This is a genomic window from Acanthopleuribacter pedis, assembly GCF_017377855.1.
GTDB lineage: Bacteria > Acidobacteriota > Holophagae > Acanthopleuribacterales > Acanthopleuribacteraceae > Acanthopleuribacter > Acanthopleuribacter pedis.
On sequence record NZ_JAFREP010000001.1, the window covers coordinates 342003 to 355506 of the forward strand.

Consider the following 13504-nt stretch of genomic DNA (forward strand, 5'->3'; position numbering starts at 1 on the left):
AGAAGCTCTGAGGTGAGGGATTTTGGCTAAAGATCTGGAGCGAAATGGTTTGGAAAAAGCGGGCCGGGGTCGCGCACGACCGCACCCGTTGGGTGCGGTGAGCATTTTTACAGGCCGTTGCAGCTCAGAGGTTTAGCCAAAATCGCCGCGGGTATTTCCCTTTTCCATGAAAATCATAAGCCGTCAGCTCGCTGAAGTAAACCATCGGATATATCGTAAAAATGCCTTGTTTAGTAAATGCATGACATGAATCACAAAAAGTCTTGAATTCTGTGCACGGTGCTTTTGGATTTGTTGCCAAACAGCCCCGAAGGAAACTGTGTTGCCAACCGATTAAAGGAAACAACCAGCAAACAAGCCAGTGACTTAGAACTGCCACGCCTATCGCCCCTCGGGCAGCGGTAACCCCGCATTTCCTTCGCCGAATAGCCACCGGCTTAGTTTGGTATGCCCGGGTTCGCACGGTTCGCCGCGATCCCCTCGCGCAAACGTTTAGTTTCCCGCAAAGCCAGGTGGTAAGCGCGGTTGGCGTGTTCTTCGCCGAAAAAGATGAAGCGATCCCGGTAACCGTCCAGATTCGTGGGGTTACGGTCGGCCTACCTAATGACAGGGTTCTGGCTGAAAAGGTGGTTGCACCATCCGAGATTCGCACCAATCAGGAAACGAAAGTCGTTTTTGACGATCCGTTCCTTGCGGCGGCCGCGACAAGTTACGCGGTTGTCTTGTTGACGAATAGCAACGCGTACCGCGTCCAGATCGCCACCCTAGGTCAAACCGGCCAAAACGGGTTGATCACAAGCCAAACCTACAACACCGGCGTGTTGCTCGAATCCAGCAACGCGGAGACCTGGACGCCGTTAAACGCGTCTGACCTGAGATGTCGAATTTACGGCTATCAATTCGAATCCTCTGGCGTCATTCAGTTTCGTTCGGTGGAAAATGCGCAATTCAATGAAATCAATATTGACGAGTATTCGGCGATTCCCGACGGCTCGCAAATTATCTGGACACATTCTATAGATAACGGCCAAAGCTGGGGTGCGTTGATTCCGGCGGAAGGTGAACGCCTTCCAGCTTTGGCCAATGATGTTTTGATTCGGGTCCGGTTCTCGGGATCGAAACCTAATGAAACGCCGGCTTTGAAATTCGGCGACGTCAACCTGATCGGCTATTTGGATCAGGAAACTGGCGTGTACGTGACGCGCGAGCATGCTGTTAGCCAGAGCGTTTCAACGGCGAAAATCTATGTGGAAATGAACATCCCCAGTGGAACCACGGTTCGTTGGTACGGTATGAATGATGGTGAGCGGTGGGAAGAGATGACCTTGGTAGAAACGAAGCCTGTTGATCATCTTTGGACGGAATACACGTTAAGTTGTGATTTTCAGAGTTCTGCCGGCCGCGAGGTGCGGTTTAAGGCGGAATTCGAAGGTAGTTCGCTGGTTAAGGCGAGGGTTCATCGGTTAGGGGCGACGTTTTCTTGATGTCTAGGGATCGCCATCGGGTTTATCTGTTAGAGGTCCAGGGTCGGGGTTTCCACCAACATCACCCGAGGTAGATGTTTGCTGGCTTGAAAGGAAAAGACTTTCTGAGGAGAAGGTAACTGAGTCCACCTGTTCAGGACTGACATCAACCGTTTCTGTGTCGGGGGGATTGTTTTGGGTTGCACTTGAATATAGGTTCACTCCACTCAGGGGTGAATACCCATCGATTCTCATCATTGCCTCCTTGGCTTACTTACACTGCTTTCGCGTGCTAGATCTACTGAGAAACTGATATAATTCTTCTCAGAAGAAAAACTCTTGCTTTTGTTAATTGAACTAACGCCAGAAAAAGGAAAGTTCATTTTCTCCGCCCAAAAGCGTTCATATTCATATATAACACTCAATAGAGAGCTGTCTTGATTCAAAACGGCAAAAGCATGCGCTTCTTTTAGATGCTTATAGCTTTGATCCATATTTCCCGTTGCTGAATAGAGTAGGCCTAGATTGGCGTGGTAATATCCAGAGTAGCTTGTTTCTGTTGTCTTAGAGAGCCTCAATGCTTTATGGCTTAGAGTGATAGCTTTATTGATGTCACCTTGAAGGAAATTATATTGTGACTCATAATGAAGAGTTACTGCTTCTCTTCCGGGGACATTTAACATTTGGGCAAGCTTAATGCATTCCATCATCTTTTCAGGTTGATATAGATAGAAATGACAATCTGCCATGCTTAAGTAAATTTTCTTTAGATCTAGCCTTTGTTTTGACAGGCCTCTTAATTTAGTCTCAGCCTCTTCAAAGTTTTCTAAGGCAAGACTAAGATGTCCTCGGTTGAGATAGGCAAGCCCAACAACATGATTCGCCTTTGCTTGCCACCCCAGTTCCTCGTCATATAAAAGTGGCTCTATAATAGTTTTGATTTCCTCAATATCCTTATGGGGGTCGTAGGCCGCACGCCATCCAATACCGTATACTTCAGCTTTGTTTCCTGAAACTTTAAATGATTTTGTGATATTTTTGACTGCGGTAACGCCGCCTGTATTCTGAGCCGTTTCCATTTTTTCTAGCTCTGGGTAACTTTGGAATAGAATTACGCCACCAATCGTGGCTAAACAGATAAAAGTCGAAAAAGCCGACATGGCGAAAGCCATGGGAACCCGCCATCTTCGAAATCGCTTGCGTAGACTTCGCTTTGTAGGTTTAACCGTCTCAACCTGACCCATTTCGGTTTGGTCCCCACCAGGAACACTGACGGCCTGGATACTCTCGGCGGGAGCTTCCACAACCACATACGAAGATTCAGTTCCCTCAACACTTTTAGGGTCTTCTATTTCCAGAGCCTTCTTAAGCAACTCCAAAACCTCTTCCAGCGACCTCGGTTGCTCCAACCCCAAATAATCGGCCGCGACCCAGGCGTACTGAGCCCCAAGGTAAATATTCATATCGTGACCTGTTGGGCCAAAGGGTTCGGTTCCAATGGGCTGATAAGCACGCGCGGTTGGCGTGCTCTCGGGGTTTTGATCACTCGATTCGTTAAGAAACATCTTGTACCTATATGGCATATAACGACTTAAGACAGATCTAGCGTCTTTAGGTTTCTTTTTGCACTTTTCCTGCATTGCCCTTACGACCTGATCATCTTTTTCCCATTCAGAAACGATATCCCCCGTGCGATATCTTTTTTCGGGATCGAGCGACAAGAAAAACTCTTCAAACCAACGATCCCGTCTTACTTTGGTTTTCCCCTTTGCGACCGCCATAGCAACTCCTTTTATTTCAATATGATAAATAAGGAGCTGCACTTTACCGCTTAGGATGGTTAGCAATTCCCACGGCGGTACCCTCAAGTGATGTTGGTTCGGAGTGCAACCAACGTGCCCCTCTTTGTAACTTTCGCAACGCGAAGACAAACGGAAATTATATGCGGGCAAGCCAAACTTTTGCAATCTTTTGAAGTCGTTGACTCATTCTGAACCAGTGGCCTTCCACCTTCGAGATTTTGGGAGCCTTGATCTTAAGCGAGGAGCAAGTCTTTGGTGCCATGTTGGACTTCGTGTAACCCGTTGATAAATTAGAACCTCTCCCGTTCTGTGCCCTAAAGCACCTCGACCCCCGATTGAAGCCGCAAATCGATCTTAGCTAAATGTAGATATGGGCCGATTCTGCGGTTCCTTGGTAATACGAAACCGAGAAAATAAAGAACTACCGAAAGGGGCTCAAGTGTCTAGATAAAATGCACTTGAGCGAAGGCAAAATAGTCAAAATAAAAAAGCAAGAGACAATCGGTGCCGGGCGATTTTGTTAAACAAAAACATTATCCAATAAGAAACCAGAATGATTTATTATGAAAACGAAAAAAGGAGATTAATTTTCCTGCAAAAACCAAACTTTCATTTCTTGTACCAGGAGTGAATTTTTGTTGAAAATTTACAGTTGCAATTTTCAAATTCGCCAAGGTATAACTTTAAAAGTCGAGGCGAGAAGAGAAATAACCGTGTCGGTGAAATCAAGAAACGCTCAGTAACTTAGCGGTTCTTTGAGGACTAGGTTGAAGGAAGTTTGCACTTTACTTCTTTCGGCGATCCTAGCAAGCAAGAAGAAACCTCAAGAAAGCAATTGGGTGATTTTAAGACCCCTTGTCGATGGCTAGGATCGACAGGAATTCAGTAAAAAAGAGATTTGTTATGACCAATTTATTTAACCATGATGAGCTAGAACTTAAAGCCGTAGAAAAGACATGGACTGCCGAGTTCTTGCTTAAGCAAGACGGAATTTTCTACTTAAAAGACATTGTCGAAAAACTCGAGATCGATGCTGCGAAAATCAAAAGACTTGTTCGCCAGATGAGAGAGGATGGTAAAAACCCGTGGGTATTAGCAGGCATTCGCAAAGTCTGGAATCACTGGGTTATCAGAATGACGGTTTTTGCGCCCTTTTACCGAGAGAATCTACGGCGAACTTACAAGAAGGTCGACCCAAATTGGGATGGAAACACGCTGTTAAGCCAGGAAGGGGTTTTTTACCTTTCCGACGTGTGTAAACTTATTCCATTTTCCGCGCATCAACTCCGCTATCAAGCAAAGAAAATGGCGAACAGCAGAGAGAAAATTGGTGTATTCAAGGACCCTGATACTAAGGGTTATGCCGTAGATATGGCGGTATTTTCCCCCTGGATTAGGGCCGTTTGGCAAGACACAGGGGTGAGCAAGTAACCGGTCTACAAGGGTGTTCAAAGCTCGCGGGTAGCGGTTGCAAAGGGGCTTTTGCGACCGCTACCCGCTAAACCAAAAATCTACCCATCACGGGAAAAAGAAACAGAGAAATGGTTTTTTCATTGATCTCCCACCTTGGGGGCGGATTCGTCGCGGCTGAAGGTCGATTTGGGTTCAGAACGCATGCAGTTCGGGTGCATCAACGTTCACGGGCCTATTTCGAGGCTGCCGCGACATTTTTTTGAAACGGGTGGTGTATGCCAATATTCAGGCTATTTCGGAAAAACAAGAAAAAGGAGAGCGCCCCAAGCTTTGCGGTTCATTCTGCCGGCTTATCCCATCGTGGAAACGTACGGGAAACGAACCAAGACGCATTCATGTTTCCAGATAAGGCGAGCTGTGGTTCTGCTGTGATGGCTGTTGCCGATGGCATGGGAGGACACGAGGGCGGCGAGGTTGCTGCAAAGCAGTGCATCAAAATCTTTGGCGAAACCCTCAAAGATGGTTATGACGGCGCCTGGCGGTGGCCGGACGCCTGGGGAAAACCGCCGAAAACCGGTGAAAGAGACCTCGAAAGCTTCATCCTTGAACATGCCTTAATGACCGCGCATCTCGCGATAAGCAAGCTTGCGCGGGAAGACAGCACCCTGCATGACATGGGAACCACTTTCACCGGCGCATTGATCGAAGGTGAAACGCTTTACAGCATCCACGCGGGGGATTCTCGGCTGTTTCTCTACAGGAACGGTTTTTTAAAACAGCTCACCCGCGATCATCGTTTTGACCCCGCGGTGAGTGACACGCTGATGATCCCGGCGGAGTTGGCTGAACGCTACACCCTCCCAAACGTCTTAACCCAATCCGTTGGTAATGGACCTTTAAAACCTGACCTTGACAGTCACAAGCTACAGTGGGGCGATGTTCTTTTGTTTTGCTCCGACGGCCTAACCGACATGATCTCCGACGAACACATCCGGCGAATTCTTGGGGCGGAACCATCCGCACAGCAACGGGCTCAAGCGCTCATCGATGCCGCCCTTCTCCAAGGTGGACGGGATAACGTTACCGCGGTGGTTGCCACGTGTCAGTAAACATTCGCTGTTGGTAAGCCTGAAAGGATCTTTAAATGAAACGTCCAACCGGGCGTCCCATGAAATACGCGTCCATCATCGAACAGCTTGATGAGGACGATCTTTATACGCCGGCAACCATCGCCGATTTCGCGGAAGAAATCGGTTTCATAGACGCCCGCGATCCCGAGCAACATCGACTTGCGCGTCAACGGGTGCGCATCGCGATGGGCCGTTTCTCAAATAACCATAACTTTCCCGATGAGGGTGACGGCTTTGTGACGCTTCGCGGCCAACCGCCCATCCCGGCCTGGTTTGGGTGGCGCTGGAAAAATGCCATCCATGATTGACGTCAAATCCTTTCCATCTCCTCGGCCGTGGTCAGGGGCTTCCTGTTGTCCCACGAGGCACCCGACCACGGTTTTTTTTAGGCCGCGTTTCGCTTCACCTTTGCAAGTTTGAGGATGTTGTTTTCGATTTTAACCATCCACGACCGATTTGTGTCGGGGTCGAACTCGTCTCGAACGTAACCATCAGTTACATCGCCCTGGTGGTTGAGGAATGCCTTAAGCACGCTTCTCGGAACCCCTAGCAGTTCGGCCAAAGATGCAAACGTCCGGCGCAACGCATGGGGCGTGAACTTGATCCCCGTTTCCGCCACAATTCGTGGTTGCAGTTCAGAGTAGGGCGCGATGTGGGTGCCCTTCCGATCTCGAAAGCCCGGAAAAACGTAAGGCGAGGAAGAATCGCGCTCATCATATCGTTTTTTCAGCAGGTCAAGAACAAAGGGGCCGATTGGCTTGATGTGGCGCCGGGAATTCTTTACCACGTGGCCAGGTAGCGTGATGGTTCCGTCAGTAAACGAAATGTATTCCCATTTCAGTTTGCGGCATTCACCACCGCGAAAGCCGGTAAAAAGGCCTAGCAGATAACAAAGCAAGTGGCTTCTGTCGGGCTCGCCAAGGGGCGACTGATACAGTTTGACGAATGCTCGGGCAAGAGAACCCAGGTTCTTTTTCGTGACCACAAGCTGTTCCTTTTGCCATTTGAGGTCAGTCAGCTTTAGGGCCGAAATTGGACAAGCAGGAAAGTCTCTTTCCTCTTCAATCGTATAAATCGCGTACGCCTTATTCCACATCGATGAAAGCATCTGGAACGCTGATTTCGTTTCGCACTTGCTAATTTTTAGAATTTCCTTGTGGCGAACTTTCTGTTCCTTGATCGAGATTTCCGAAACAGGTCGGGACATCCAGTCCGAAAAATGGCGGCGAAGGGTGTACCCGTAATTTTGGATGGTGTTGGGTTTTAAAGATCCTTCAGCCATCGCTGTTTCAATGGTGACCCCCAAGGTAATGGGTTGATCCTCGGGTTGGGAAACAAGTGCGTCTTGCATCTCTTCGCAATCGGTTTTCTTCTTCCGTGGGTCCTGGCCGAGATCACAAAGGTGAAGAAACCCGCGCGCTTCTTTTCGGGCGCTTTCGACGTCCCAGGCTTCCAACTTGCCAATTTACCTTGACCGGTGGTTGGCTGGATTTGGCGCCGCTAGCGTCTTTGACCCGAGATTCAAAAAAGTAGTTGCTCTTGGTTCCGACGCGGAGCTTTAGACCTTTGACGAGCGTGTCACGGTAGACGATTTGACCGCGTTCGGTGAAGGGTAGGCCGACGAGCTTCGCTTGGGTAAACTTGAATTCGCGTTGTTGGGTGCTTGCTTGTTTCTTCATGTAAAGGTGACCTCGCTTGTTTTGATTCGTGTCGAAGTTGCGACATATGCGACACGAACGAGCTAAACCAGGGGAAACCACGGAAGCAAATCGCCACCGCGGCCACCTTTACATTATCCTGAAGGGCATTAAATAGAGCGACTTAGGGATTAAATTAGTAACCAGGGGGAACCAAGCAAAAACCCCACAACTATTTGTGAGAAATGCGGGCTAGTGGACGCGTTGGAGCCAGTGGCGCGTTTCCGCCTCGGGGTCCTCGGCCTCGGTGACGGCCGTGATCACGGCCAGTGAATCCGCACCCGCCGAGAGCAAGGTGGCGATGTGGTGTTTTTTGATGCCGCCAATGGCCACCAGCGGGTAAGACAAGCTGCGGCGCCAGCGGCGCAACGCCTCAATGCCTTGTGGGGCGAAACGCATGTCTTTGGTTTGGGTGGTGAAAATCGGACCGACGGCCATGTAAGAAGGCCGCAGGGCGAGGGCGCGGGCGACCTCCCAATAACAGTGGGTGCTGACGCCCAGACGCAGGCCGGCCTGGGCAATCGCGGCAAGGTCGGCTGTTTGCAAATCTTCCTGGCCGAGGTGTACGCCGTAGGCACCCTCGTCGATGGCGATTTGCCAGTAATCATTGATGAATAGGCGACAGGAACTTTGGCGTGCGATTTGGACCGCACGGCGAATTTCGTGGACCAGGGCTTGACCGCGCAGCGCTTTGACGCGTAACTGGCAGGTTTTGACGCCGAGCGGGAGCAGGCGTTCCAGCCAGGCGCAGGAATCAACAATGGGGTAAAAGCCGAGGCGGTCGGGGCCGCAGTCTGGGAAGCGGAGGCGGTTGTTGCCTTCCTCGGCCGTGGCCGTCAGCCAGGGGAGGTCGCCTTCAAACTCCGGCCAGCCGCCCTGGTGGACCGGTGCGCTGCCCGCGCCCAGTGGCTGAGCCAAGCGAATCGATTGGCCGACAAAGGCCTTGGCAATGACCAGCGCATCGCGGATTTCGTAGCCAAGGGCAAGGGCGGCGGCGAGGGCCGAGGACAGAGTGCAGCCTGAGCCGTGGTTGTTGCCTTGGGGATGCCGTTCACTGGTGAGCCACAGGGATTGGGTGCCGTCGGTCCAGTAGTCTTGGGCGGTCGCGCCGGAGCCGTGGCCGCCTTTGATCCAAACGGATTGGGAACCCAGTGCCAGCAAATCGCGGCCGGCGCTTTCGATGTCTTCCGTGTTTTTAAGCGTGCGGCCCAGCAGGGTTTCCGCCTCGGGCAGGTTGGGGGTGAGCACGGTGGCGCGCGGAATCAGCAATTCACGCAGGCTTTGGATCGCATCCGATTGCAGCAACACGTCGCCGCTGGTGGCGACCATGACGGGGTCGATGACCACGGGTACGTCGAGGTCGCCAAGGTGACGATGGACGGCGAGGATGGTGTTGCGGTCGGCGAGCATGCCGATTTTTACCGCCCGCGGCATGAGGTCGTTTTTGAGCGCGCGCAGTTGGGCGTCGATCATGTCCGGGTCGGTCACCGAAATGGCCGAAACACCGGCGGTGTTTTGCGCGGTTAAGGCGGTGATCACGCTACAGCCGTGGGTGCCCAGCGCGTTGAAGGTTTTGATGTCGGCTTGAATGCCGGCGCCGCCGCCCGAATCGGAACCGGCAATGGTCCAACAAATCGGGTGCGGTTGCTTCTTGGATGTGCCGCCCTCGGCGGGGTGTTGGCTCATGAGTTGGCTCCATGCCAGAAAGGGGTGCCCAGGGTGGGGGTGCTGGGGCTGGCGAAATCGCGTTTGGGCATCACGCCGGCCTCGTAGGCCAAACGGCCCGATTCGACGGCGCCGGCGAAGGCGCGCGCCATGGCGACGGGATCCTGGGCCAAGGCGACGGCGCTGTTGATCAAGACACCGTCGTAACCCATTTCGAGGGCGCGGACGGCGTCGGAGGGGCGGCCGATGCCGGCGTCCACGATCAAACTTACCTCGGGTAGGCGAGCGCGGATCATGGTCAGATTAAACGGGTTAAGCAAGCCTTGGCCGGATCCGATCGGGGAGGCCCAAGGCATCACCGTGCGGCAGCCGGCCTCGGCCAAACGCGTACACAGCACCAGGTCGTCGGTGGTGTAGGGGAATACCTCGAAATCTTGGCGGATCAGTTCCTCGGTGGCTTCCAGCAGGCCGATGGGGTCCGGTTGCAGGTTGTAGTCGTCGCCGATCACTTCCAGTTTGATCCAGTTGGTGTCGAACAGTTCGCGCGCCATTTGCGCGGTGGTGACGGCTTCTTTGACGGACTTGCAGCCCGCGGTATTGGGCAAAATGCGTTTGCCGAGATCTTTAATATAGTCCCAGAACTGCTCGCCGCCGCCGTCGGCGGGGTTTTGACGGCGTAACGAGACGGTGAGCACATCGGCGCGCGAGGCTTCGATGGCTTGGCGCATGATATCGGGTGAGGGGTACAGCGCGGTACCGATCAGCAGCCGGCTCAAGTTCCGGCATTCGGGTTCGTGCCACATTTTAGCCTCCCTGCATGGGTGAAAGGACTTCCAGCGATTCACCGCCGCGTAAGGTGACGTCGGCGTAACGGCTACGCGGGACAAAATCACCGTCGAGGGCGACGGCAAAGCCGCGACCATGGAAGCCGCGGTCCGCGAGGAACTCGTCCAGGCGCATGGGCTTCGCCAGTTGACCGGCCTCGCCGTTTAGTGTGAGTTCAATCATGTGCCGACCTCCAGGGGGTGCTTTTTGCAGGACATCATAGGACGAAATCGCGCTGGTGCCAACCGAATCAGGGCGCATCGTCGCTTTGCAACAAGGTGGGGTAAGGTTGGGGTTCGCCCGATAAAACCGCGACGCAAGCGGCGGTGACGGCGGGGGCGATTAAGTAACCGTGGCGGTACAGACCGTTGACGCGCAACAGGCCGGCGCCGACCTGTAAGGCGGGTAGGTTGTCCGGCAGGGCGGGGCGACACTGGGCGGCGGTCTCCAGTATTTCGGCCTCGGCAAAACCGGGATGCAGGCTGAAGGCGGCCGACAGCAGTTCCAGCGCGGAACGGACGGTGACGGGCCCACGGGCGTCGCTTTCAATTTGGGTGGCGCCGATGACGACCTGTTGGTTGGGACGTGGGCTGATGTAAATCGGGTAGCGAGGGTGCATTAGGCGGATCGGCCGGCCGATTTGGACCTCGGGTGCGTACAGGCGAACGACTTCACCGCGAACACCGCGCAGGTGCGGCCATTGCGCGCGTGCGCCCAGGCCGCGGCAATCGACAACCTGATCGAAGTGGTAGCCGGCTTGCGCGGTTTGAATGCATCCCGGTGCCACCGCCGTCACCGCGACCTTTTCGTGCCAAACGACCTCGGCCGCATCCAGTGCCGCGGCCAGGGCCGGCAACAACATGCGCGGTTCCAATTGACCTTCCGGCTCGAGGAAACAGGCACCGTTGAAGCGGGGTGCCAGCTCGGGTTCCAGCTCGGCCAAAGCGCGGCGGTCCAGGCGGTGGAGTTGTGCCGCGGTGGTGTTTTTCCGGGTGACCTGTGCCCGGAACGCTTCTAGTTCACGGTGATCTTGCTGGTGGGCGACGACCAGGCTTCCACTGCTCTGGAAATAAACCGGTTCGGGTAAGCCGGCCAGCCATAGGGGCCAGGCTTTGAGAGAGGCCAAACCGAGTTCGGTGATGATGGGTTCGGCTTTTTCCAGCTCGGCCAAAGGCGTGAGCATGCCGGCACCGACCCACGAACAACTGTCGTGACCGGCGCGGCTGTCGCGATCAAACAGGGTCACCGTGTGGCCCGCGCGTTGCATCGCCAAGGCGATCATGCGGCCGATCAGACCCGCGCCCGCGATTCCTAGCGACCTGGTCAAGCAGGCCTCCTCATGAAGGGAACCCTGTCCACGCGTCCGCGAGGCGAACGCGTGGCGATGGGGTGGTTACTTGACGGGAACGTAGACCTCGGAGCCGCTCTCGCGAAACTCTTTGGCTTTTTTCTGCATGCCGTCGTCCAGGGCTTGTTCCTCGACGAGGTTGTTGTCGCGCGCGTAGTCGCGAACCTCTTGGGTGATTTTCATCGAACAGAACTTGGGGCCGCACATCGAACAGAAATGCGCCACCTTCGAGGAATCCTTGGGCAGGGTTTCGTCGTGGTAGGAACGTGCCGTTTCCGGGTCCAGCGCCAGGTTGAATTGATCTTCCCAACGGAACTCGAAACGGGCCTTACTGAGTTCGTCGTCCCAGGCGCGCGCGGAGGGGTGCCCCTTGGCGACGTCTGCCGCGTGCGCCGCGATTTTGTAGGTGACGATACCGGTTTTAACGTCGTCGCGGTTGGGCAGGCCCAGGTGTTCCTTGGGGGTGACATAACACAACATGGCGGTCCCGTACCAGCCGATCATGGCGGCGCCGATGCCGGAGGTGATGTGGTCGTAACCAGGCGCGATGTCGGTGGTCAGCGGGCCGAGCGTGTAGAACGGCGCCTCGTGACAGTCGCGCAACTCTTTTTCCATGTTCTCTTTGATGAGGTGCATCGGCACGTGGCCGGGTCCTTCAATCATGACCTGAACGTCGTGTTTCCAAGCGATTTTGGTGAGCTCACCCAAGGTTTCCAACTCGCCGAACTGGGCGCGGTCGTTGGCGTCGGCAAGGGCGCCGGGTCGCAAGCCGTCACCGAGTGAGAAGCTCACGTCGTAGGCTTTCATGATCTCGCAGATCTCTTCGAAGTGGGTGTAGAGGAAGTTTTCTTTGTGATGGGCCATGCACCACTTGGCGAGGATGGAACCGCCGCGCGAAACAATACCGGTAATGCGGTGCTGGGTGTGGGGCACGTAACGCAGGAGCACGCCGGCGTGGATGGTGAAGTAATCGACGCCTTGCTCGGCTTGTTCTATCAGGGTGTCGCGGTAAAGTTCCCAGGTCAGTTCCTCGGGCACGCCGCCGACTTTTTCGAGTGCTTGGTAAATGGGGACGGTGCCGATGGGAACGGAGGCGTTGCGGATGATGTAATCACGGGTCGTGTGGATGTTCTTGCCGGTGGAGAGGTCCATCACGGTATCGGCACCCCAGCGGGTAGCCCACACCATTTTTTCCACCTCTTCCTCGATGGAACTGGTCACCGCCGAGTTACCGATGTTGGCGTTGACCTTCACCAGGAAGTTACGGCCGATGATCATGGGTTCGATTTCGGGGTGGTTGATGTTGGCGGGGATGATGGCGCGGCCCTGGGCGACCTCGTCCCGCACGAATTCGGGTGTGATCGTGGCGGGGATTTGCGCGCCGAAGGGGTTGCCGGCGAGGCGTTTGTCGCGCTCACGGCTGACCCAGTCGTTCATTTCGCGGCGTTTGATGTTCTCGCGAATGGCGATGTATTCCATTTCCGGCGTGACAATGCCTTTGCGGGCGTAGTGCATTTGGGTGACGTTGGCGCCCGCTTTGGCGCGGCGCGGTTCGCGCAACAGGCCGGGTTCGGTCGCGATCTTGCCGGCGGTGGCCGAGTAACCGTTGTCGATGGGTTGGACGGAGCGGCCGGTATAGGTTTCGGTATCGTTGCGCGCGTCGATCCAGGCGTGGCGCAGGGGTGCCAGACCTTGGGTTGGGTCGATTTGGGCGGTCGGGTCGGTGTAGGGACCGGAGGTGTCGTAAACCGTAAAGGTATCGCCGTTGGTCAGGCTGATTTCGCGCATTGGCACACGCACATCGGTGTGAAGGGTGCCTTCTTGATAAATTTTCCGTGACGCGGGGAAAGGTTCTCTTGTAATCCGTGCGTTCGGGCTAATGACTGCATGTTCGTCTTTGGCCATCAAACTGCTCCTTAACATCAGTGGCAATACCGGCCGACGCGGGTCGGCGTATCCTTTTTAGACCGTGCCCGGGGGGGAAGGGAAAAACGTGTCACAACGGGCGTGCGACAATCGCGCGAGGTGGTGCCAAACGTTGGCGTGCGGTTGTCGGGCGTCATGACCCGGGCGGCTTCGGCTCAGGTCGGATAGAAGGCCGATCATAACACTATTAACCCGCATTTCTCACCAGGGATTCCCGATCCGACGGGCTAAATGC

11 protein-coding genes are annotated in these 13504 nt (G+C 54.4%); 4 read left to right on the top strand and 7 right to left on the bottom strand.

Annotation, left to right across the window (positions count from 1 at the left end):
* Nucleotides 1–530: 530 nt before the first annotated feature.
* Nucleotides 531–1484: a hypothetical protein gene (locus J3U88_RS01150; RefSeq protein ID WP_207856282.1), complete on the top strand. Its 954-nt coding sequence runs from the start codon at nt 531–533 to the stop codon at nt 1482–1484.
* Between the two features lie 233 nt (nt 1485–1717).
* Here the strand turns inward: J3U88_RS01150 and J3U88_RS01155 are convergent, their stop codons facing one another.
* Nucleotides 1718–3286: a tetratricopeptide repeat protein gene (locus tag J3U88_RS01155; protein ID WP_207856283.1), complete on the bottom strand. Its 1569-nt coding sequence runs from the start codon at nt 3284–3286 to the stop codon at nt 1718–1720.
* Nucleotides 3287–4168: 882 nt separating this feature from the next.
* On the opposite strand from J3U88_RS01155, the gene J3U88_RS01160 reads away from it, so the two are divergent.
* From J3U88_RS01160 to J3U88_RS01170, 3 genes are all read left to right on the top strand, one after another.
* Nucleotides 4169–4696: a hypothetical protein gene (locus J3U88_RS01160; protein ID WP_207856284.1), complete on the top strand. Its 528-nt coding sequence runs from the start codon at nt 4169–4171 to the stop codon at nt 4694–4696.
* A 257-nt stretch (nt 4697–4953) separates the two neighbouring features.
* Nucleotides 4954–5787, top strand: coding sequence for a PP2C family protein-serine/threonine phosphatase (locus J3U88_RS01165; RefSeq protein ID WP_279382446.1), 834 nt, complete (start codon nt 4954–4956; stop codon nt 5785–5787).
* Nucleotides 5788–5822: 35 nt separating this feature from the next.
* Nucleotides 5823–6116, top strand: coding sequence for a hypothetical protein (locus J3U88_RS01170; protein ID WP_207856286.1), 294 nt, complete (start codon nt 5823–5825; stop codon nt 6114–6116).
* A 77-nt stretch (nt 6117–6193) separates the two neighbouring features.
* Here J3U88_RS01170 and J3U88_RS01175 read toward each other — a convergent pair whose 3' ends face one another.
* The 6 genes from J3U88_RS01175 to thiC all read right to left on the bottom strand — a co-directional run bounded on the left by J3U88_RS01175 (nt 6194) and on the right by thiC (nt 13248).
* Nucleotides 6194–7264 (bottom strand): tyrosine-type recombinase/integrase, encoded by a 1071-nt coding sequence (locus J3U88_RS01175; RefSeq protein WP_207856287.1) that lies wholly within the window; start codon nt 7262–7264, stop codon nt 6194–6196.
* 433 nt (nt 7265–7697) lie between these two features.
* Nucleotides 7698–9191, bottom strand: coding sequence for a bifunctional hydroxymethylpyrimidine kinase/phosphomethylpyrimidine kinase (thiD, locus tag J3U88_RS01180; protein WP_207856288.1), 1494 nt, complete (start codon nt 9189–9191; stop codon nt 7698–7700).
* A complete protein-coding gene (locus J3U88_RS01185; protein ID WP_207856289.1) occupies nt 9188–9973 on the bottom strand; it encodes a thiazole synthase in 786 nt (261 codons plus the stop codon). The genes thiD and J3U88_RS01185 overlap by 4 nt, the downstream gene beginning before the upstream one ends.
* A 1-nt stretch (nt 9974) precedes the next feature.
* Nucleotides 9975–10178, bottom strand: coding sequence for a sulfur carrier protein ThiS (gene thiS, locus J3U88_RS01190; protein ID WP_207856290.1), 204 nt, complete (start codon nt 10176–10178; stop codon nt 9975–9977).
* Nucleotides 10179–10245: 67 nt separating this feature from the next.
* The gene (thiO, locus tag J3U88_RS01195; protein ID WP_207856291.1) at nt 10246–11322 is read right to left on the bottom strand and encodes a glycine oxidase ThiO; all 1077 of its coding nucleotides are present in this window, start codon (nt 11320–11322) and stop codon (nt 10246–10248) included.
* Nucleotides 11323–11388: 66 nt separating this feature from the next.
* Nucleotides 11389–13248 carry a phosphomethylpyrimidine synthase ThiC gene (gene thiC / locus J3U88_RS01200; RefSeq protein ID WP_207856292.1) on the bottom strand — a complete coding sequence of 620 codons (1860 nt, stop codon included), beginning with the start codon at nt 13246–13248 and terminating at the stop codon, nt 11389–11391.
* Nucleotides 13249–13504: the final 256 nt, after the last annotated feature.